The 20,010-nt window shown below is 52.4% G+C and carries 20 protein-coding genes; 10 read left to right on the top strand and 10 right to left on the bottom strand.

Annotated elements, in window-relative coordinates; all coding sequences use genetic code 11:
* Positions 1-151: 151 nt before the first annotated feature.
* The 3 genes from WFP70_RS21885 to WFP70_RS21875 form a co-directional block, all read right to left on the bottom strand.
* Positions 152-874: a GntR family transcriptional regulator gene (locus WFP70_RS21885; protein ID WP_182057531.1), complete on the bottom strand. Its 723-nt coding sequence runs from the start codon at positions 872-874 to the stop codon at positions 152-154.
* Positions 875-1,077: 203 nt separating this feature from the next.
* Positions 1,078-2,574 carry an aldehyde dehydrogenase gene (locus tag WFP70_RS21880; protein WP_337024420.1) on the bottom strand — a complete coding sequence of 499 codons (1,497 nt, stop codon included), beginning with the start codon at positions 2,572-2,574 and terminating at the stop codon, positions 1,078-1,080.
* A 9-nt stretch (positions 2,575-2,583) separates the two neighbouring features.
* Positions 2,584-3,483, bottom strand: coding sequence for a dihydrodipicolinate synthase family protein (locus WFP70_RS21875; protein WP_160867794.1), 900 nt, complete (start codon positions 3,481-3,483; stop codon positions 2,584-2,586).
* A 383-nt stretch (positions 3,484-3,866) separates the two neighbouring features.
* Here WFP70_RS21875 and yddG point away from each other — a divergent pair, with 383 nt between their 5' ends.
* Positions 3,867-4,781 (top strand): aromatic amino acid DMT transporter YddG, encoded by a 915-nt coding sequence (gene yddG / locus WFP70_RS21870; RefSeq protein ID WP_166934555.1) that lies wholly within the window; start codon positions 3,867-3,869, stop codon positions 4,779-4,781.
* Between the two features lie 294 nt (positions 4,782-5,075).
* A complete protein-coding gene (locus tag WFP70_RS21865; RefSeq protein WP_337024419.1) occupies positions 5,076-6,452 on the top strand; it encodes an MFS transporter in 1,377 nt (458 codons plus the stop codon).
* Positions 6,453-6,475: 23 nt separating this feature from the next.
* Here WFP70_RS21865 and WFP70_RS21860 read toward each other — a convergent pair whose 3' ends face one another.
* Both WFP70_RS21860 and WFP70_RS21855 read right to left on the bottom strand, forming a co-directional pair.
* On the bottom strand, positions 6,476-7,504 hold the full coding sequence (locus WFP70_RS21860) for a GlxA family transcriptional regulator (protein ID WP_097119092.1): 1,029 nt from the start codon (positions 7,502-7,504) through the stop codon (positions 6,476-6,478).
* Between the two features lies 1 nt (position 7,505).
* Positions 7,506-7,970, bottom strand: coding sequence for a MarR family transcriptional regulator (locus WFP70_RS21855; protein ID WP_160867522.1), 465 nt, complete (start codon positions 7,968-7,970; stop codon positions 7,506-7,508).
* An 86-nt stretch (positions 7,971-8,056) separates the two neighbouring features.
* Between WFP70_RS21855 and WFP70_RS21850 the strand changes: the two genes are divergently transcribed.
* Both WFP70_RS21850 and WFP70_RS21845 read left to right on the top strand, forming a co-directional pair.
* Positions 8,057-8,629 carry a non-oxidative hydroxyarylic acid decarboxylases subunit B gene (locus tag WFP70_RS21850; protein ID WP_160867521.1) on the top strand — a complete coding sequence of 191 codons (573 nt, stop codon included), beginning with the start codon at positions 8,057-8,059 and terminating at the stop codon, positions 8,627-8,629.
* 10 nt (positions 8,630-8,639) lie between these two features.
* Positions 8,640-10,100, top strand: coding sequence for a UbiD family decarboxylase (locus tag WFP70_RS21845; protein ID WP_337024418.1), 1,461 nt, complete (start codon positions 8,640-8,642; stop codon positions 10,098-10,100).
* A gap of 179 nt (positions 10,101-10,279) precedes the next feature.
* Here WFP70_RS21845 and WFP70_RS21840 read toward each other — a convergent pair whose 3' ends face one another.
* A complete protein-coding gene (locus WFP70_RS21840) occupies positions 10,280-11,233 on the bottom strand; it encodes a GlxA family transcriptional regulator (RefSeq protein WP_337024417.1) in 954 nt (317 codons plus the stop codon).
* Positions 11,234-11,347: 114 nt separating this feature from the next.
* Between WFP70_RS21840 and WFP70_RS21835 the strand changes: the two genes are divergently transcribed.
* The 4 genes from WFP70_RS21835 to WFP70_RS21820 all read left to right on the top strand — a co-directional run bounded on the left by WFP70_RS21835 (position 11,348) and on the right by WFP70_RS21820 (position 13,491).
* Positions 11,348-11,989 carry an HD domain-containing protein gene (locus tag WFP70_RS21835; RefSeq protein ID WP_337024416.1) on the top strand — a complete coding sequence of 214 codons (642 nt, stop codon included), beginning with the start codon at positions 11,348-11,350 and terminating at the stop codon, positions 11,987-11,989.
* Positions 11,990-12,096: 107 nt separating this feature from the next.
* Positions 12,097-12,414, top strand: a complete 318-nt coding sequence (locus WFP70_RS21830; protein ID WP_337024415.1) for an antibiotic biosynthesis monooxygenase family protein — start codon at positions 12,097-12,099, stop codon at positions 12,412-12,414.
* A complete protein-coding gene (locus tag WFP70_RS21825) occupies positions 12,407-12,802 on the top strand; it encodes an amino acid-binding protein (RefSeq protein ID WP_337024414.1) in 396 nt (131 codons plus the stop codon). The genes WFP70_RS21830 and WFP70_RS21825 overlap by 8 nt, the downstream gene beginning before the upstream one ends.
* Complete coding sequence (locus tag WFP70_RS21820) at positions 12,778-13,491, top strand: ArsR/SmtB family transcription factor (RefSeq protein ID WP_237449338.1); 714 nt, start codon at positions 12,778-12,780, stop codon at positions 13,489-13,491. Before WFP70_RS21825 ends, WFP70_RS21820 begins: the two co-directional genes overlap by 25 nt.
* Positions 13,492-13,717: 226 nt before the next feature.
* Here WFP70_RS21820 and WFP70_RS21815 read toward each other — a convergent pair whose 3' ends face one another.
* Entirely contained in the window at positions 13,718-14,260 is a 543-nt protein-coding gene (locus WFP70_RS21815) for a DUF924 family protein (protein WP_160867516.1), read from the bottom strand.
* Between the two features lie 116 nt (positions 14,261-14,376).
* Between WFP70_RS21815 and WFP70_RS21810 the strand changes: the two genes are divergently transcribed.
* Entirely contained in the window at positions 14,377-14,838 is a 462-nt protein-coding gene (locus WFP70_RS21810; protein ID WP_160834236.1) for a YlaC family protein, read from the top strand.
* Between the two features lie 39 nt (positions 14,839-14,877).
* On the opposite strand, the gene WFP70_RS21805 is transcribed toward WFP70_RS21810, so the two are convergent.
* The 3 genes from WFP70_RS21805 to WFP70_RS21795 form a co-directional block, all read right to left on the bottom strand.
* Entirely contained in the window at positions 14,878-16,074 is a 1,197-nt protein-coding gene (locus tag WFP70_RS21805; protein WP_337024424.1) for a cupin domain-containing protein, read from the bottom strand.
* Between the two features lie 456 nt (positions 16,075-16,530).
* On the bottom strand, positions 16,531-17,730 hold the full coding sequence (locus WFP70_RS21800) for an FAD-dependent oxidoreductase (protein WP_337024413.1): 1,200 nt from the start codon (positions 17,728-17,730) through the stop codon (positions 16,531-16,533).
* A 123-nt stretch (positions 17,731-17,853) separates the two neighbouring features.
* Entirely contained in the window at positions 17,854-18,888 is a 1,035-nt protein-coding gene (locus WFP70_RS21795) for an SDR family oxidoreductase (protein WP_337024412.1), read from the bottom strand.
* 58 nt (positions 18,889-18,946) lie between these two features.
* Between WFP70_RS21795 and WFP70_RS21790 the strand changes: the two genes are divergently transcribed.
* On the top strand, positions 18,947-19,924 hold the full coding sequence (locus WFP70_RS21790; protein ID WP_337029540.1) for an AraC family transcriptional regulator: 978 nt from the start codon (positions 18,947-18,949) through the stop codon (positions 19,922-19,924).
* Positions 19,925-20,010 lie beyond the last annotated feature (86 nt).

Here is a 20,010-nt window from a genome sequence, read left to right as displayed (position 1 = left end):
ATATCAAGGGCCTGACTGAGCTGCATAAAAAAATCCGGAAACGAAGCGTTTCCGGATTCTTACACAGCCACTGGATCGTTCAACTGATCCTTAACTGATCGGCATTAGGCCATAAGGCCGCCTTATCGTATCAAAATCGACAACCCTGAAACTACAGCTTATCCCCTTCCGGTGACTGCACCAGATCGTCCGCTTTTAATCCCTGCGGCGCGATAAAGATTTCCATATTTTCGCGTGACAGTTCCCAATGTTCGAACACCAGATCCACCACCTTCTGCTCATCTCGCGCTTCAATCGCGCTGATAAAGGCATCATGATGCTCGGCGGCTAGCTGCAGGCGGCGTTCCATGTCTTCATTTTGCGGGCGGAAAAAGGTGTGGCCGATGCGGCAATGGTCGATTAGTAAACGGCCCAGGCTGGGCTGTAAATAGGGATTGGCTGCCATCTCGCCCATGATCTCATGGAAACGATTGTTCTCCAGTGCCAGCGCTTCGGCATCACGCGTCTGCACCGCTTTACGGAAGCGCTTTTGCGTCTCTTTCAGCGATTTCAGCTGGGAAGGTTTAAAATTCTGTACCGCCAGGCGACCGGTAGCGGCGTAGATCATCGGTGCGACGAGGAAGAAATTGCGCAGTGTGGAATGGCTCATCGGGATGACGCGCACGCCGCGTTTTTCGACGATTTCTAAGTAACCCTCTCCTGCCAGTCGCTGGAAAACTTCACGCACAGGCGTGCGAGATAAACCGTATTGTCCCGTCAGGCTGGCTTCATCCAGCAACTCGTCTGGGTCCAGTTCCATGGTCAAAATTAGGCGTTTTAAATCTTCGTATAACGCTGCTTTTCCCGATCTCAAAGTGACCTCCTGTGATGACATTCCGCATGCGATTCCTGCTTAACCTACAGAAAAAGTGTGTATACAGCAAAAATAATTATGGGATATTTTTTGCATTCTGCGGTGGATCACAGAAAAGGGAATGATGATATTACAAGGAGTTACAGAAGAAAAAAACGAGTCGTCATCTGCAGAGAATTATCCTATTTCCAGGGCATACCCGCCATCCGTGGCGGGCATGAAGCTTACTCAGCAGGCACATCAATCCAGATGGTTTTCAGCTCGGTGTACTGATCAAGTGCGTATACAGATTTATCACGTCCACCAAAACCAGACTGTTTATAACCACCAAATGGCGTGGTTGCATCACCTTCACCGAAACAGTTAACCGTCACCGTTCCCGCACGCACTGCACGTGATACGCGAATAGCACGGCTTAGTTTGCCAGTGTAAACCGATGCCGCCAGACCGTAATCAGTGTCATTTGCCAGTGCAATGGCTTCGGCTTCCGTTTTAAAGGTGGTGACACACAGCACCGGCCCGAAGATCTCCTCGCGGAACAGTGCGCTTTTCGGCGTCACGCCATCCACAATGGTCGGCTGCACGTAAATACCGCGATCGGTGAATCCGCCCTGAATGATGCGTAATCCTTCTTTGCGCGCGGTTTTCAGATAGTCACTGACTTTGCAGAAATGATCGGTGGTGATCATGGTGCCCAGACGATTCTCTGGATCCAGCGGATTGCCCATGCGCCATTCACCGATCTGCTCCGCGATCTGAGCGAGTAGTTTATCCTTAACCCCTTCCTGCACCAGCAGTCGGGAAGTTGCAGAACAGTTTTCACCCATATTCCAGAATGCGCCGTTTAACACATTGGCGGCAACGCTGGCCAGATCTTCGGCATCATCGAACACCAGCGCCGGGTTTTTCCCGCCGCATTCCAGCACAATCTTCTTCAGATTCGATTCCGCGGAATAGTGCAGGAAACGGCGTCCGGTCGCCGTTGAACCGGTGAAGCTCACCATATCAATATCAGGATGCAGGCCGATGGGTTCCCCCACCTCTTTCCCGGTACCGGTGACGATGTTGAGCACGCCGGCTGGAATACCCGCTTCATGCGCCAGTTCAGCCACGCGCAATGCCGTTAGCGAAGTTTGCTCCGCCGGCTTCACAATCACCGAGCAGCCAGTAGCCAGCGCTGGGCCGATTTTCCACGCCAGCATCAGCAGCGGGAAATTCCATGGCAGCACGCAGCCCACCACACCAATCGGCTCACGAACGATCATCGCCATCGCCCCGTTGCCGGTCGGCGCAGTCTGGTCGTAAAGCTTGTCGATGGCTTCCGCATGCCAGCGAATCACGTGAATCGTCTCTGGCACGTCCACTGCCAGGCATTCGCTAACCGGTTTGCCGCTGTCGAGGCTTTCCATTACCGCCAGTTGCGTGACTTCGTTTTCCAGTAAGTCAGCCAGCTTGAGTAATACGGCTTTGCGCTCGCCGGGATGAAGCTGGCTCCAGCTGCCTGACCCAAACGCGCTACGTGCGCCCTGTACCGCCAGGTTCACATCCGCGCTTTCACAAGCAGCGATGTGCGTCAGAATCTCACCCGTCGCAGGATTGGTGGTTTCCAGTGTTTTGCCGGAGACCGCCGCAGTAAAACGTCCGTTAATGAACGCCTGATCCGGGAACCGCAGTTCTCGCGCCACGTTCACCACATCGCTCAGCGTTTGTACCTGTTTCATGCGCACTCCTTAAAGCACTGCAACGGCTGCCACATTGCGTTTCACACCGTCGATCACGGCCTGCAACTGCGCTTTCTCTTCTTCTTCCAGTTCCTGCAGCGGTGCGCGCACCGGGCCTGCTTTCAGGCCTGCAAGTTCAGAACCGTATTTAATCGACTGCACAAATTTGCCGCCATCAAGGAAGTTCATCAGTGGCATCATCGCAGCCATGATCTTACGTCCTTTATCGAAATCTTTTTCCACGACGCAGGCGTTGTACAACGCGACGTGCTCACGTGGAATGAAGTTAGAGCCCGCACACACCCAGCTACGCGCGCCCCAGGCGAAGAATTCCAGCGCCTGATCATCCCAACCACAAGAAAGCGCGATGTTCGGGAATTGACAGGCCAGCAGATGCAGATTGTTGAAGTCGCCTGAACTCTCTTTAATCGCCACCACATTTTTCGAACGGCTCACTTCGCGGAAGTAAGTTTCTCCCATGGAGATGCCCATACGGCCCGGATAGTTGTACAGCATGATCGGCAACTGAGCGGCTTTGTCGACGGTCAGCGCATGGTGGGCGTTTTCCAGTTCAGTTGGCAGCGCATACGGCGGTGACGTCACCAGAATGGCATCGGCTTTATGCTCACGAGCGTGGGTTGCAAAAGCCACCGCGTCTTCAGTGCGAATCGCGCCAGTACCGACAATCAGTGGCAGACGGTTGCCAATCACTTTACGTGCATGTTCAACCAGAGACAGACGCTCTTCCGCGCTTTGTGCATAATACTCACCGGTTGATCCACCGATGATAATGCCGTGCACGCGCGCTTCGATCAGCGATTCGAGGACGTTGGCGAACGCCGCGAAATCAATGCTGCCATCTGCTGCGTAAGGGGTAATTGCCGGGGTGTAGATACCTTCAAATGTCATCACGAAATCTCCAGGTGAATTCAGGACCAAATGCAACGCCGTATGGTTGCGTTTGTTAACAATTTGCATATCGCATGGAGAGAGGTCAATCGGGATAAGTTTTTTGTATACGTGAAAAATACAAAGGAAATACTATCAGATGGAACATTCCTACCAAGGATTAAATTATATTCCCTATTAATCAACAATTTAAATTATTTTTAGTGACGTAATAATTTTCTAAATGAATTCAGATAACGATCACATTCCACAACTATCGTCCCCTTTGACGTATTTACACTGCGCGTCAGGCGGCATAGTTTTATGCTGGTTTTAACCTGAATTTAACAGGTAAGCTTGCACCGGCATTTCAGGTGAACATTGTGTAGAAGAGGTAGCGGGTGATGCCCCAAAAGAAAGCGACGCTCATAGGTTTGATTGCCATCCTGTTATGGAGCGCGATTGTTGGATTGATCAAAAGTGTTAGCGAAGGCTTCGGTCCGATCGCTGGGGCGGCATTGATCTACAGCTGTAGTGCCATATTGCTGCTGTTCAGCGTGGGATTTCCCAACCTGAAAAAATTTCCCCGCCGCTATGTGATTATCGGCAGCGTGCTGTTTGTCTGCTACGAACTTTGCCTTTCGCTTTCACTCGGGTTTACCCATAGCGGACGGCAAGCGATTGAAGTGGGCATGGTGAATTATCTATGGCCAAGTATGACGATTGTGCTGGCGGTGATTGTTAACCGGCAAAAAGTCAGCCCGCTGATTATTCCGGGCGTGATTTTAGCCGTGGCAGGAATATGCCGCGTACTGGGTGGTGATCAAGGGTTTTCGCTCAGTGAGATGACGAACAATATAATGGAAAACCCGCTGAGCTATGGTCTGGCATTTACCGGCGCCATCATTTGGGCCATTTATTGCGTGGTCACCAAAAGAATAGCGAACGGTAATAACGGTATTACGCTGTTCTTTGTTTTAACAGCATTAACATTATGGGTTAAATACCTCATTTCGCCGCAACCCGAATTTGCACCCTCTTTTAATACGTGGATTTCACTGGCGCTGGCGGCGATGGCAATGGGATTCGGTTACGCGGCGTGGAACGTCGGAATTTTGCATGGCAATGTGACGGTATTAGCCGCCGCCTCTTACTTTATCCCGATCATTTCGTCGATTTTAGCGGCCTTTATTCTCAGTTCGCACCTTACCCTGTCGTTTTGGCAAGGCACGGCGATGGTCAGTCTTGGGTCGTTAGTCTGCTGGTGGTCAACACGTACCGTGGTTACCAAAAGTGTCAGCAGTAAGATTTCTGAATAACGCTTCGGGAGGCATGGTCGCCTCCCGCAAAAAAGCCACATCAAAATGATAAAGCTCTCAGTTGTATTTATCCGACTATCCTGCACCGGAGGAAATGATATATGAAACAATCCCGCTAGCGTTATCGATGCACTTCTTTTTTAATTTCTGTTCTGAATAACATTTTAATCACCGCTACAGGTTTAAATTTATCTGGCGTCCTGATGATGTTAAGCACCCATCGCAGATTGTGCTTAATTCAGTCGCATTGGCGTAGTGAAGTTCCCTCACGCCGAAAAGAAACAGGAGTAAAACATGTCAAATAACATGTCTGTTGAAGATGTTCCTATCAGCCGTTTCCACCGCTTATTAACGGTGCGCTCAGGCGGCGGCTCTTTCGTCGATGGCTATGTGCTCAGTATTATTGGTATAGCCATGACGAAAGTGTCGCCGGCCTTGGGTCTCAGCCCATTATGGGAAGGTCTGATTGCGGCTTCTGCCCTGATCGGGATTTTCTTTGGTGGCTTCATGGGTGGCGTACTGACCGATCGCCTGGGTCGCCGCATGATCTACTTCGTCGGCCCAACCCTCTTTATTGTCTGTTCGCTGGCGCAGTTCTGGGTGCAAAGCGGAGAAACGCTCTTTGCCTTACGCTTTATGACGGGCGTCGCAGTGGGCATTGAATACCCGGTTGCTACCGCTTTTCTGGTTGAGTTTATGCCGAAGAAGTCGCGCGGCCCCTGCCTCGCCACGCTCACCATTCTGTGGTTTGCCGGGGCGGCAACCGCGTATCTGGTGGGTGAAGCTTTGCTGAATTTTGGCGGTGTAGAAGCATGGCGTTATACGTTGGCGAGCACGGCAGTCATCGGCGCGCTGCTCTTCATTGTCAGAATGGGCACACCTGAATCACCGCGCTGGCTGATTAGCAAAGGACGACATCAGGAAGCAGAAGCCGTTATCCGCCGCGTCTATGGCGACCGCTTTAGTCTAAAGAACCTGCCCCCACAACCTGAAAACAATCACCTGTCATTCGGTAGCTTGCTGCATTCCGGTTATGGCAAACGCATGGCATTTGTGACCATTTTCTGGACCTGCTCGGTTATTCCGGTGTTCGCCGTTTACGCCTTTGCACCCAAAGTTTTGCAGGCGCTACATCTCAGTGGTGACTGGGCATCTTACGGTTCCATCGCCATTACCTTGCTGTTCGTGGTGGGCTGCATGATCGGCACGCGTTTGGTGAACTCACTGGGACGCCGTAAGTTGCTGTTGCACAGTTTCTTGTGGTCAGGTCTGGCACTGCTGTTACTCGGTGCCTTGCGTGATGGCCCTTCAATGATCATCCTGCTGATGTTTGGTGCTTACGCCCTGTTTATCGGCGGCGCGCAGGTGCTGCAGCTGGTCTATCCAAATGAGATCTTCCCGACTGAAATTCGCGCCGGAGCCGTCGGCATTGGCACCTCAATGTCGCGCATTGGCGCGGCGGTTGGGACATATCTGGTACCGATCTCACTGCAAACCATCGGCATTGGTTCCACGATGTACATTGCTGCAGGCATTACGTTTATCGGCCTGATCGTGTCGTGGTTCCTGGCACCAGAAACCGCATCGCGCAATCTGGATGATGCGGCCTCACTGGAGGAAGAAAGCCCAGCGCCATCCGTTTCTGGCAAACTCTCTAAGCATTCGCACTAAGTAAAAAGGGGCCATTTCGGCCCCTACTCCTTAACCAATCTCTCCACCACACGCCGCCGTTTACGAAACGAGCTGGGCGTTTCGCCATACTGCTTACGGAACCAGGCAATCAAATGTGAAGCATCGGCAAATCCTGTCGCAGTGGCAATCGCATTGATGCTGTTGCTGGAGTCCGCCATCAACTTGCGCGCCAGCTCCAGCCGCATACGTCGCCAGTAGACAGCCGCCGAGTAACCGGTGCATTTGGTGAAAATCAAATTGAGCTGGCGGAAAGTGACGCCTGCGAATTCGGCTACATCGGCCAGCGGAACCGGCGAATCGAGGTGATGTTTCATAAATTCGATGACCTTATTCACCAGCTCGTTTTCATACACATCCGGCTCGTTAAGCGTGTTCTTTTGCTGTGTCTTTTTGACCGGTGCAGCGGGCTCTTCCACCAGTAAATACTTTAAGACCTTCTGTGAACGCACCAGCCCACAATGCTGGCGGATCAGATCGGCAGCGAGATCGATCGCCGTGCCGCCGGGGCAGGAAATGATGCCGCCATCCTTGATATAGGTCTTGTCGATGACCGGAATCGCTTTCGGGAATCGCAGACGAAATTCATCACGCGTGGTGAAATGAATGGCGCAATGCCGCCCATCCAGCAGGCCTGCGTTGCCAGCGACAAAGGCGCCGCTACACAGCGTGATGATGGGAATATTACGCGCATGCAAGTCGCGAAGTGCCTGTAACAGCCACGGTGGCGACTGGCGTGTTTCTTCCAGTAAGCCTCCCGCCACCACAAAGTAATCCCAGTTCTTGCTGAAATCGAGGTCAGCCGTAGGCGAAACCGGTAGTCCGCAGCTGGCTGTGATTGGCTGGTTATCACAAGTCATCCATTCCCAGCGACAAAAGATCTGGCGACTGGTAAACGATTCGTCTGCCGCAAAACGCAGTGACTCTACCAGCCCCGCGACGGAGGCCAGGGTAAAACTTTTCATCAGCAAAAAGCCGATGGTGAGATCCGGTTTCGGTTCGCCAGGTTGCTCGGCGAAAGCTGTTTGCGGCATGTTATTCAGGTTCCTGCAATCCACCCAGTTTGCTTAATAAGCGCTTCAGATCGGCGATATCCTGGCTGTTGAGGCCGGTGGTGATCATCTTCTCCGCGCTTTTTGCCTGCTCAATCATACGATTCAGCATCACTTCCCCTTCTGCGGTCATCGACACCAGTTTACGACGACGGTTGTTCACATCTGTCACTACATTCAGCAAACCGCTTTTATTCATGCGATCAATAACATAGGTGCCGGTAGCTTTATCAAACCCGGCACGCTGCCCCAGCGTTTGCTGATCACAGGCTGACTCTTCAGCCAGTACCACCAGAATCGCGTATTGCACGGCTGACAGGCCGGTATCCACACATTGAGACCAACAAAAAGTCGAGTGTTGTCCGGCACGCCGTACAAGGTGCATTAACGAACAATCGCCGTGCGGCCACAAGGGGGCGGCAAGAATTAAGTCAGGATTTTGTGACATCGGTGCACTTGACTCCTTAAATCGTCAAACTTATAGTTCGAACACAAACAGTTTGAACTTAAACTATATAATAATTCGGGATACATATGAAGCTAGTTATCGGGATGACTGGCGCAACGGGTGCAGCAATCGGCGTCCGCGTGCTGTCTGCGTTGCGTGAACTTGAAGTCGAAACCCATTTAGTCATCTCCAAATGGGCGCGCGCCACCATCCAAATGGAAACACCTTACAGTGTACAGGAGGTCGCTGCTCTCGCGACCAGGACTTACAGCGAACACGATCAGGCGGCGGCTATCTCCAGCGGATCATTTCGCGTGGATGGCATGATCGTGGTGCCGTGCAGCATGAAAACCCTGGCGGGTATCCGCAGCGGTTATGGCGATGGACTGATTACGCGCGCTGCTGACGTGACGCTCAAGGAGCAACGCAAGCTGGTGCTGGTGCCACGTGAAGCGCCGCTCAACGCCATTCATCTGGAAAACATGCTGGCGCTCACTCGCGCGGGCGCGTTGATGCTGCCGCCAATGCCTGCTTTCTACAACAACCCGCAGTCCGTTGACGACATCATTAACCACACCGTTTCTCGCATTCTTGATCAGTTCGGCCTGGATAACGACATTACCCATCGCTGGACGGGTCCACGTTCTACCCTGGCTTAAGGAGAGCCTGATGAAATATTACGGCGATTTACGCAGCTTTATCACTGCCCTCGATGAAATGGGCGACATCATGCATGTGCAGCGTGAAGTGGATGGTGATTTCGAACCCAGCGCCATCACGCGCCGCAGCTATGAAATCCAGTCACCTGCGCCGCTGTTTCACAAGGTCGCCGGTGTCGCGCCGGGCTTTCGTCTGTTTGGTGCGCCTGCGGCATTATCGTCGCGCAGCGATATGCCCTACGCACGCGTCGCGATGTCACTGGGCTTAGCCCCTGAGTCCAGCGGCCCGGAGATTATCGAAGCTCTGTCCGCTGCCCGCTTTAAACCCGGTATTCCGCCTGTCCGCGTTGAGTCTGCTCAGGCAGAGTGCCAGCAAAATATTTTACGTGGCGATGCGGCAAATCTTGACCGCTTCCCTATCCCGTTCGCTCATGACAAAGACGGTGGTCGTTACGCCAACACCTGGGGCACGCTGATTGTGAAAACCCCGGATGGAAAATGGGTCAACTGGTCTATTGCCCGCGTGATGAAGGTGGATGGCAAGCGCATGGTTGGTCTGATTGTACCAAGTCAGCATATTGGTCAGATCTGGACGCAGTGGGTAGCACGCGGTGAGCCGATGCCTTATGCCCTGGTGCAAGGTCCTGCTCCGGCGATCTCATGTGTGTCCGGGATTCCGATCCCAGCCCACGCGGATGAAGCCGATTACATTGGTACACTTGCGGGAGAGCCGGTGCCGGTTGTGAAAGCCATTAGTCTCGATCTTGATGTACCGGCAACAGCCGAAATTGTGATTGAAGGCCATGTCTCGATTGAGCGCGATTGTCAGGAAGGTCCCTACGGCGAGTACGGCGGCTATCTGGGCGAAGGCTCTTCGGCTCAGCCTACTTTCCACGTGGAAACCATTACCCATCGCGACGATCCGATCTGGCCGATGTCGATCACTGGTCGCCCCACCGATGAATCGCACACCTTGTGGGCAATGGGCTTAGCGGCGGATGCACTGACTTATCTGCGTGAAGCGGAATTGCCGATCAAAACCACCTGGATTCCGGAAGATTCCACCGTGCACTGGTTGCTGGTGGTTATGCCAGAAAACTGGCGCGAACTGCTGCCGGGTGTCAGCAGTGAAGAGTTGGCCCAACGCATTGGTGAAGTGCTGTTCAAAACCGATGCGATGGTATTTATCCCGAAAGTATATGTCGTGGATAATGACTTTGATCCCACCAACCTGCGCGAAGTGGTCTGGGCATTGTCAACGCGCGTGCACCCGGTAGGCCGTCGTGCCGTATTTGATGACCAGCGTGTGATCCGCCTGCCGCAGTGCTATGACGAGGACGAGTACGTTGCCGCTAAAGGCGCCAAAGTCGTGTTTGACACCTTACAGACTAAGCGCCATTTGCATGCTTCGTTCGCGCAAGGCTATCCGGAAGAAGTACGTCAGCGCATTCTGGATAACTGGCCGGAATAAATAATACACACCAACCGTAGCGGCCACATTTATTGCGCATCTTCCAGTGCCACCCTGGCTTTGAATACGCGTGATAAATCACGCCGCTACGGTGCTCAACGCCTCTTCTACTCATGAAACGTAGCGACGCAATATATTGCCAGTATTGACGTCTCATGCATGCGCTAAGAGCCGCGCCGCTAGCGCATAAACATCTTGCGATACATCGATGGCGTCATGCCCGTCACCTTAACAAAAGCCCGTCGTAGAACATCGTTACTGCGGTAACCACAGGCGGCCGGAATGGCTTTCAGCGGCATTGATCCTGCTTCCAGCAACTTACGCGCTTGATCAATTCGCGCATTCTCCAGCCAATTGCCCGCCTGTACATCCATATGCTGACGGAAAAGCCTCGCTAAATGCCGTGTGCTAATTTGCATATGAGCGGCAAGATCATCGAGTGAACTCACCTGCGCCAGATTAGCCAAAGCCCATCTCTGCATCTCCTGAAACGCACTGCGCCCACCCAGCGAAAGTGGTTGTTTGCGAACAAAATGCCCTTGATTCACTGGCCGTTGAAAGAACATCACCAAATTGGCAGCGATATCCTGAGCCAATTCGCGCCCCAAATCTTCTTCCACCAACCTCAGAGCAAGATCGAGCCCCGACGTGACGCCAGCGGCGGTACGCAATCGTCCATCTGCGATATAAAGCGCATCGGCCTCTACCTGCGCATCCGGTACCTGTTCCATCAGTGCGTCAGCGCAGGCCCAATGGGTCGTCACTTTTTTACCACTCAGCAACCCGGTTTGTGCCAGCAGCAGCGCACCGGTACAAATCGAGCCAAAGCGCTGGCTGTGATGGCATAGCTCAATCAGACGAGCGGTTTGCTGCGAAGTTAGCTGCATATCCCGCGCCTCAGGTGCCCCCGCGATCAGAAACGTGTCAGTTTGATGGATATCGTGCAGTGTGATATCCGCCATCAGGCGCACGCCCGAGGAACAACGAATATGTTCCCCTTCCAGTGACATGACTTGCAGCTGGTAAACGGCACGATTGAGCAGTCGGTTAGCTTCGGCAAACACATCCAACGGTCCAGAGACATCGAGCAATTGCGCCCCCGGCACCGCTAAAATCGCAAGATGGTGATTCATGCGCTATTCCCGTCTGTAAAAGTCTTAATGTCTTAAAAGGTCGCCAAAAGCTTATTTAAGACATTCTGCCTCGGCATTAAGCTGGTTGCAACTTAACCGAGCGGAGAACCTCCCATGAAATTTTCCATTAACGGCATCACTATTCCCGATACTGCAATGACCCGTGACGCGACGACGTTCGTCCGTGATACCGAATGCGATTTGCTGTTTCACCACTCCAGCCGCGTCTATTACTGGGGCGCACTCGCAGGACGCCGCTTAGATCTTAAGGTGGATGCTGAGCTGCTTTATGTCGGCTGTATGTTCCATGATGTTGGCCTGACGCACCAACACTGCAGCTGCGACAAACGCTTTGAGGTGGATGGCGCCAATGCGGCGCGCGATTTCTTGCAACAGTATGGTGTAGAACAGGCCGATATCTATAAAGTCTGGACCGCGATTGCGCTGCATACCACCCCGGGCATTCCGCAATTTATGGCCCCGGAAATTGCATTAGTCACCGCTGGCGTGGAAATGGATGTATTGGGCATCAACTATGATCACTTCAGCGATGCGGAGCGTGAAGCCGTGGTAGAACAGCATCCACGCCCAGCCCAATTTAAGGAGGAGATTATTCAGGCTTTCTACGATGGGATTAAAAACAAGCCTGATACCACCTTCGGCAATGTTAAAGCCGATGTCATTGCCGATAAGCAGCCTGGTTTTTCACCAATGAATTTTTGTCGCGTCATCCGTCAGTCTCGCTGGGTGGGATGAGTGGGCTGGCGCAGCGAACTCGCGCTGCGCCATACTTCGTTGTTCGCCGAAGCATCTTCATCTCCACTCGCTACACTGCTACCATCACTGACTGATGGAGCTGAACCATGATTGCTGTCCTGTTTGAAGCACGCACCCAACCTGAGCACCAAGCCCGCTATCTTGAACTCGCCGCACAACTGAAATCTCAACTTACCCATTTGCCTGGGTTTATTTCAGTAGAGCGATTTTCAAGCCTCAACGATCCTGGAAAGATCCTGTCCCTCTCCTACTGGGAAAACGAAGAGGCCGTGCTGGCATGGAAGAGAAATATCTCGCACCAAAAGGCTCAACAGGAAGGTCGAAACAGCTTGTTTTCTTTCTACCACATCCGTATCGCCGCTGTACTGCGGGAATACGCGCACGAGGCAAGCCAACATGTTTGATATTCACGTGATGCTCAATAATGTCCCAGGCGAGTTAGCCGCATTAGGTTTGACCCTTGGCAAGCATGGTGTAGGACTTGAAGGAGGCGGCGTGTTCACGGTGGGTGAACAAAGTCACGCGCATTTTTTAGTTGTGCAAGGGGAGCAAGCCAGACAAGTGCTAATGGCGGCCGGTTTTCAGGTGGTTTCAGTACAACAGCCGCTGATCCGCAAGCTGAAACAGGATCGACCAGGACAGCTTGGCGAAATTGCTGACGTGCTAGCACGCAATGGCGTTAACATTCAGCTTCAATACAGTGACCACAACAACCAGTTGATCCTGATTACCGATAATCCTGAACGTGCAGCAGAGGTAACCACCGCATGGCAAGCCGTAGCAGCCCCATAATCACCAATGAGACGGCGGAACAAGGCTTGCAGCAGGCGATGTCTGCTGTGGCTGCCGCTCTGGCCGACCCTTCGCGTGTCAGCATTTTGTGCGCGCTGATGGATGGCCGTGCCTGGACAGCCACAGAATTAAGCGGCGTCGCCGATATCGCCGCCTCCACCACCAGCGGACATCTGGGCAAACTACTGGATGCCCGCCTTGTCACGTGTTTATCTCAGGGCCGCCATCGCTATTTCCGTTTGGCGGGCAGCGATATTGCGCACCTGCTTGAAACCCTTATGGGGGTATCGATGCAGCCACAGCGAGCACTGGTTTCCGCTACACCCAGCCATCTGCGCCATGCCCGCACCTGTTATGATCATTTGGCAGGTGAACTGGCGGTTGAGATATACAGTTTTATGCAAGAAAACGAGTGGGTTGTTGCCGACGGTAGTGCTCTTACCCCCTTAGGCCGGCAGCAGTTAGAGAGCATCGGCATGCAGCGAAATCTTCGTAGTAAACGTAAACCTTGTTGTGCCTGCCTCGACTGGAGTGAACGCCGCATGCATCTCGGTGGCGCAGCGGGAGCCGCGCTTCTTAGTCTGCTAATTGATAAACAATGGCTAAGCCGCACGGCAGGCTATCGAGAGATAAATGTCACACCAGCCGGAAAAAAGGCGCTCCAGCGCCTATTTTGTGTGCAGCTGTAAACATCAAAATAACACTCTCGTCACAAATATAACCTTTATCAAATCAGCAAAATTTAATCATCGATCATTTTCTGTACTGGCCACTTATCGTTGCTAATATAGTGACGCAACACACAGCAATGCGTTGCCTACGAGAATTTTTTCCTTGCTTTAATTACCCCGCCCGCTTAGCGGGCTTTTTTTTGTCCATGTATGCCCCATCCCAATAGCAGAGGCAGATGTTGAGTCAATAAAATGAGCGTTTCCTCTCATTAAGAAACGCTTGCTCTGCCGGCGTTGATGGGCGATTTAGGCGCTGATTACGATGTGGATAGCGACCAAACACTTCAATAATCTGCCGATGCTCTAACTCACTCTGATAGTAAGACGATCCTTTCAGCGCATCGAACAACACTTCGGCTTGTTGATGGATAACACGAGACTCGGCATGCATCCAGGGCATCAAGAGAAAGCCTTTTTCATCCAGGTTCAGTGACGCATAGCCCGGAATTTTCACCGCTTCCTGCGCGAGCAATAGCGCCATGCCATCCTGCTGCCAGGCGAGTGCACTGTCCCGGTGAAGATTGCGGGAGAATTGATCCAGCACGATGATTTCTGCCAATCGTCCCCGAATGTCTTTCCGCCAGGCCGATAGCTCACCGCGACGAGCCGCTTCCCAGCTATCATAAAAACCATCTCGTATCGCTTCATCAAACCCGTCATTCTGTTTGAACCAATAGCTTTCATGGTGCGCGTTAAACCAGAATGCCAATACGGTTTCATACTCCATTCTCTTCCCCACAGATAATTCCCCTAATCACCATCAAGGTTAGGCTAAAATCGTGGTGGTTATCTGTTAGACTCGCGCGGGCGCAGTATGGATAAGGAAACCACTGAGGTGAATGCATGAGTAATCAACTGGATGAGCGACTACAAACCGAGCTGGATAGAATCAACGTAGAAGAGCAGCGTAATGACCGCCCCTACTTTGATATCTCCTTTATCAAAAATTATCCCGGTTTATTCAGCCTGATGTGGATACTGTTTGTTCTTACCATGGCGCTGCTGTTGTACTCCGACTCTTTCGGCACCATCGAATATGTGGTTTGCATTCTGATTTTTGCGGTGTGTAATTTCTTCTTCTTCTTCCATGTCAATCCGTCGTACAAAGCGAAGGATATCGATAAAGGGGCCTGGAAGAATTGCTACACCGGTGACTGGTATATGGAAGTCCATGTCCGGGACGCTTTTGTCGATGAACTGCTGGGCAGCGCCATTCTGACCGAGAGTGAAAAAACACGGCTAAACGAGATGCGCGCCAGGAAAGGTTATCTGTACTTTGCTGATATCTATCGTTTAAGGCATTAAACCCTCACAGCGCGCCGCTCCCACGACGCGCTTTCCATGCTATTTCACCACCGGATGCTTAGCAAACTGCAGCGCCTGCATAAATTTGTCATCCAGATGCAGATGCTGCCGCACCAAATCTGCTGGTGTACTGGCTAACCATTGGTTCAATGAAATATCCGCGTAGTAATCGCTTTTAAATAATTCTAAAAACCGCAGCGGCTTATCACCGATATTTTCAATGTAATGCCCCATGGCGAAAGGAACATAGCCAACATCACCCGCGCGGAAATCGAAGGTCCGAGCCTGCCCCGATGAGGCAAACACGCCCATGCGCCCTTCTCCTTCCAGATAGTATTGCCACTCATCGTTGTTTGGATGCCAATGCAATTCCCGCATAGCGCCGGGCTCAAGTTCCACCAATGCAGCGGCGACGGTTTTTGATATGGGGAAATTACTGGTGTCGGTAATGCGTACAGTGCCACCCGGCAGGGTAATCGGTTTTTGCGCCAGCATTTTATGCGAGAAATTCAGCACAGATTTCACGCCACCTTTCACAGCTGCAGAAGCCCCGCCCTCCGGCGCTTTCCCGGCAAAAATATACTCGTCGGCCGGTGATGGCAGCGTGTTGAAAACGTCCGCTGATACGCCAAAATTTTTGGCGAGCACTTCAGGCGGAATGTGTTTAAACCAGTCGCTAAGCAGGAAAGTGCTGTCCTCATCAAAGTTACCGTTATCAAAGGCCAGTAAAAACTCGCAGCCGTCGGGACCGAGCCCCTGGATAGAGTGCGGCACACCGGGCGGGAAATACCATAAGTCACCGACGCCAACATCATCCACAAACCACCCACCTTGGGTGTCCAGTGCAGTGATACGTGCATTGCCATAGAGCATGTACGCCCACTCGCCCTCTTTATGCCAGTGCAGTTCACGAATGCCGCCATTATCAAGCCGCATATCTACACCAGCGATGGTAGTGGAAATCCCTAATTCGCGTTGTGTCACCTGCCGCGTCCAACCTCCGCTGCCTTTGCGTACATGCGCATCGCTAAAAGAGAAGCGCAGATTCGGTAATGTACCGCTGTCTGTTGCGGGTGGATCGACAATATCGGGATTGAGCCCCTCACGGATAGGATCGTGTGGACCGGGGTCGCGGGGATGGCGGGGATCGTTTGCTGGGTAAGTGGCCACTGTTGCCTCGTGGGCATGAACTTTACCCGCTGCCAGCGCCACGGTGCCACCCGCTGCAAATGCCATGAAGGTTCGACGAGATAAGTTTTCTAATTTCATACCTGCTGTTTCCTCAGTTTCTTATGGTCTTAAAAGAGCTCATTAACCATAGTGAAACTGTGGCATTGCGATGTAACAGCGTGCTGGTCGTTTCAAATCAAGGATTTAATCGAGGACAGAAACTAATCTCATCAACAGGTTAAAATAAACAAATTGTTGATTAAACATTGAGGTTCTGGCGCGCATCCAAATGAATAAAAGGCACGAAGAGGTTAACTCAGCCAAAAAACCATTAGAAAAAATTATCAAAAACCCATCATGAAGTTAATGAAATGTTACAAATGACAAGCAAATCGCTTATACCCACCTGCAATTTGATGAGGGTTAGCAGACAAACCACTGTTGTCTGCTCTGTGAATCTATTGTTGCCGCTGGAGGCATCGGGATAAATGGAAGCAGGGTTTTAGGATTGGAAAGCCAAACTTACTCATTGAGATGTTCTGGTTTTTCAGTTCTAAAACCTAAACCAATTAAACGACCGAACAGATGGCGCAAGAACGGGAAACGGCTGATCATCTCCGGCACCTTACTCGGCGTAGTGCGCTTACGTTTATGACTGCTCATTTTAATTTGCAGGAATTGCGTGGCAACGGTGGGAAACTGTCGGCGCTGTTGCACTTTCTGCAGGTCACGTAGTGTGACATGGCCTTTTTTCAATGGAAGAATCAGGCAATTGGCCGCTGCCACCGCATCCTGAATCGCCAGATTGACGCCAACGCCGCCAATCGGCGACATCGCATGGGCTGCATCACCAATGCACAGCACGCCGGGCTTCATCCACTGATCCAGCCGGTCGATGCGAATCGACAACAGCTTCAATTTGTCCCAACCGTCGAGCTCCTCCATGCGCTCAGCGCTGAAGGGTGCCACTTCAGCTATAGCCTGCTTTAGCGTCTCCAGGCCGGCAAGCTTTAATGCGTCAAACTGTCCTTTTTGGATGGTGTAGCCGCACTGCCAGTAGTCACCGCGATCAATCACAATGAAATTCTGCTTTGGCCCTTTGTGGCCCATACCCCATTCGGGATCGGTTCCCTGTTTGCCCAACCGGAACCACAGCACATCACGGGATGAGCCAAAGCTTTTACTCTGCAATCCGGCTTTGGCACGTACCTCCGAGTTACGCCCATCCGCGCCAATCACCAACGAGGTATGAATGATGCGCGTATCGTTACCCTGTAACGTTTTAACACCCGATACCATACCCTCTGCATAGATCAAATCATCAAAAACGGTGGATTGTAAGAGCGTGAAGCCGGGAAAAGCGGCCGCTTTGCTCGCGAGAAAATTGAGGAAATCCCATTGCGGCATAAAGGCAATAAAGCGGCACTGCACCGGCAAGCGCGAGAAATCAGCCATCGTGATCTCCTGACCGGCCACTTCTGCCTGTAATTTTTCGGCTCTCTGATGCGGTAAGGTCAGTAGCTCATCCAGCAGCCCGAGATGGCGCATGATCTCCAGCGTCGAGGGATGGATGGTATCGCCACGAAAATCGCGCAGGAAGTCGGGATGTTTTTCAATCACCACGACGCTTAATCCTGATCTCGCCAGTAAATAACCCAGCATTAATCCTGCTGGTCCGCCGCCGACAATACAACAGTCGGCGGTGAGTTCTGTTGGTTGCATCCTGACCTCAGCATAAAGCAATTGATGATAATCGTTATCATTTATATAGCATCGTGTTGAGGTTTAGGTGGGAATAAATGCCGCAGTATCTGTCAGTACATAACTGCATGCTGCCCGCAGACGCTAGTTGTGTGAGACCAAACCCAGCTCAATCAAGCTCTGGGCCGTCGCGATAATTGCCTGTTGGGGTGTGCGCGGCTGCCAGCCCAGCACAGACATCGCTTTCTCTACCGTGACGTTCATATCTACCCCCAACAATTTCACCATCCCAATCATCACTGGATTCTTATCTGCTGCAGCCCGCACACTCTCATCCGTGAGTTCGATCGTTGATACGCAGCGGGCGGCGTCACCCAGTGACGTTTTCAAGGTATGGGCTACCTCCACCAGACGCAAACTATGGCCCGAACTGGCAAGGAATCGCTCCCCCCTGGCTGCTGGGTGCTTCATAGCGATGACGTGTAAATCGGCGACATCCCGCACATCCACAAAACAGCTGTTGATATCAGGACAACCCGGCTGCCCTTCTAACATCTCTTTGATAATCCGGGTTGAGTGTGAGTAGTCTGCGCCCAGCACAGGTCCGAGTACAGCCACGGGATTGATAGCTGACAGCTCTAAACCCCGCCCCTCCTTCTCAATAAATGCCCAGGCTGCCCGTTCCGATAAGGTTTTGGAACGTTGATACGGCCATAAATCGCTGTCCAGGTTCGTCCAGTCCGTCTCCTTAAATGGGCGCGGGTAGTCCGCCGCGTGACCGACTCCGACCGCACCAAATGCCGACGTTAACACCACGCGTTTAACGCCTGCATCCCTCGCCGCCCGCAGAACGCGTAAATTTCCCTCAATCGCGGGGTTGATCCAATCGGCCTCGGTGGCCTGCTCACCGGATGGTGTAGGTGATGCGCCGTGCAACACATAAGTACAGCCTTGAGTGGCCGCATCCCAACCCTGATCGGCCATTAAATCTGCCACGACAAATGTCAGGTTTTCGCCTGGCTCTACACCTCCTTGCTGGAGATGTTGTCGCACTTCGTTCTCCCGCTGGGCTGAACGCACCGTCGTGCGCACTCTGTATCCCTGTTTAAGCAGGGAAATAATGCAATGTTGCGCGATAAAACCGGTACCACCCGTCACCAAAACGGTTTCTTTAGTCATGAAAAATGCCTCGCTGTTGTGATACTGAGCAGAGTAAACAGCCATGACCGGATTTTGAATGCTTGATAGTGCGTGTAAGTTGCGTGATAGTACGGAAATGCAAAACGACCCTTTTTCCGACATCCTGAAATTCGTCCACGCGGAATCCCTGGTGACGGGAGGCTTTAGCGCGGGCGGCCGCTGGGCGTTACGTTTCCCTGCGCCCGAGAAGATTAAGTTTTTCGCCGTCCTGAAAGGACAATGCTGGGTTCAGTTTGACGACGACACCAGGCCAATTCTGTTCTCAACCGGCGATGTTGGTTTACTGAGTGCAAAACGCGCCTTTGTGCTGTCCAGCGAGCCCGGCGTAGAGCCGGTTGATGCCATGAGTGTGTTTTTCGGTGCCGGAAAACCTCATGCACCCATTGGTGAAGGGGATGATTTTGCGCATATCGGTGGGCATGTCCTGCTGAATCCCACCAGTGGCCGTTTATTGACGCACGTTTTGCCGCCATGGATTCATGTCCCTGCCGCCTCTCCGCAAGCGGCCTCGTTCCGTTGGTTACTAGACCAGTTAGTACAAGAGCGTCGTACCACACAGCCGGGTTCGCAACTGGCCTCGTCACAGTTGGCGCAACTGCTGTTTATTCAGATTTTGCGTGCTCATCTGCAAACCTGTGATGCACTCCCCGCCAGTTGGCTGCGAGCCCTTGGCGATGCACGTCTTGCGCCTGCGCTGCAACTGATGCATGGCGATCCGGCAAGAAATTGGCATCTGGAAGAGTTGGCAAAAGCCTGCGCCATGTCACGCACCACCTTTGCTCAGCAGTTTCGAACTGTGGCGGGTGTGACACCGGTTGCCTATCTGACACAATGGCGCATGCGATTAGCCGAACGCGCCTTACGTGAGGAGTCCGATCAGGTGGCCGTGGTGGCGCAGTCGCTGGGTTACACTTCAGAAAGTGCCTTCAGCCATGCGTTTAAACGCGAGACGGGGATGTCGCCAAAAACGTGGCGACTGGCTGAACGTTCGATGGGATTAAAGGCGCCGCCGTAGCACGTAATCGCATGCGCAAGCATGTATCGCGGATCATGCAGGATATCGACAGCTTACCCAGTGAATACGTTTTGCAGAAACACTAA

Source organism: Pantoea sp. USMM079 (assembly GCF_037153115.1).
Lineage (GTDB): Bacteria > Pseudomonadota > Gammaproteobacteria > Enterobacterales > Enterobacteriaceae > Pantoea > Pantoea communis.
The sequence above is the reverse complement of the archived record's forward strand: the minus strand, read 5'-3'. Positions and strand labels throughout refer to the sequence as shown.

What these genes read in the sequence shown, in the direction of transcription:
- WFP70_RS21885 (WP_182057531.1), bottom strand. Translation starts at nt 874, where the DNA reads ATGTCATCACAGGAGGTCACTTTGAGATCGGGAAAAGCAGCGTTATAC.
- WFP70_RS21880 (WP_337024420.1), bottom strand. Translation starts at nt 2,574, where the DNA reads ATGAAACAGGTACAAACGCTGAGCGATGTGGTGAACGTGGCGCGAGAA.
- WFP70_RS21875 (WP_160867794.1), bottom strand. Translation starts at nt 3,483, where the DNA reads ATGACATTTGAAGGTATCTACACCCCGGCAATTACCCCTTACGCAGCA.
- yddG (WP_166934555.1), top strand. Translation starts at nt 3,867, where the DNA reads ATGCCCCAAAAGAAAGCGACGCTCATAGGTTTGATTGCCATCCTGTTA.
- WFP70_RS21865 (WP_337024419.1), top strand. Translation starts at nt 5,076, where the DNA reads ATGTCAAATAACATGTCTGTTGAAGATGTTCCTATCAGCCGTTTCCAC.
- WFP70_RS21860 (WP_097119092.1), bottom strand. Translation starts at nt 7,504, where the DNA reads ATGCCGCAAACAGCTTTCGCCGAGCAACCTGGCGAACCGAAACCGGAT.
- WFP70_RS21855 (WP_160867522.1), bottom strand. Translation starts at nt 7,970, where the DNA reads ATGTCACAAAATCCTGACTTAATTCTTGCCGCCCCCTTGTGGCCGCAC.
- WFP70_RS21850 (WP_160867521.1), top strand. Translation starts at nt 8,057, where the DNA reads ATGAAGCTAGTTATCGGGATGACTGGCGCAACGGGTGCAGCAATCGGC.
- WFP70_RS21845 (WP_337024418.1), top strand. Translation starts at nt 8,640, where the DNA reads ATGAAATATTACGGCGATTTACGCAGCTTTATCACTGCCCTCGATGAA.
- WFP70_RS21840 (WP_337024417.1), bottom strand. Translation starts at nt 11,233, where the DNA reads ATGAATCACCATCTTGCGATTTTAGCGGTGCCGGGGGCGCAATTGCTC.
- WFP70_RS21835 (WP_337024416.1), top strand. Translation starts at nt 11,348, where the DNA reads ATGAAATTTTCCATTAACGGCATCACTATTCCCGATACTGCAATGACC.
- WFP70_RS21830 (WP_337024415.1), top strand. Translation starts at nt 12,097, where the DNA reads ATGATTGCTGTCCTGTTTGAAGCACGCACCCAACCTGAGCACCAAGCC.
- WFP70_RS21825 (WP_337024414.1), top strand. Translation starts at nt 12,407, where the DNA reads ATGTTTGATATTCACGTGATGCTCAATAATGTCCCAGGCGAGTTAGCC.
- WFP70_RS21820 (WP_237449338.1), top strand. Translation starts at nt 12,778, where the DNA reads ATGGCAAGCCGTAGCAGCCCCATAATCACCAATGAGACGGCGGAACAA.
- WFP70_RS21815 (WP_160867516.1), bottom strand. Translation starts at nt 14,260, where the DNA reads ATGGAGTATGAAACCGTATTGGCATTCTGGTTTAACGCGCACCATGAA.
- WFP70_RS21810 (WP_160834236.1), top strand. Translation starts at nt 14,377, where the DNA reads ATGAGTAATCAACTGGATGAGCGACTACAAACCGAGCTGGATAGAATC.
- WFP70_RS21805 (WP_337024424.1), bottom strand. Translation starts at nt 16,074, where the DNA reads ATGGCATTTGCAGCGGGTGGCACCGTGGCGCTGGCAGCGGGTAAAGTT.
- WFP70_RS21800 (WP_337024413.1), bottom strand. Translation starts at nt 17,730, where the DNA reads ATGCAACCAACAGAACTCACCGCCGACTGTTGTATTGTCGGCGGCGGA.
- WFP70_RS21795 (WP_337024412.1), bottom strand. Translation starts at nt 18,888, where the DNA reads ATGACTAAAGAAACCGTTTTGGTGACGGGTGGTACCGGTTTTATCGCG.
- WFP70_RS21790 (WP_337029540.1), top strand. Translation starts at nt 18,947, where the DNA reads ATGCTTGATAGTGCGTGTAAGTTGCGTGATAGTACGGAAATGCAAAAC.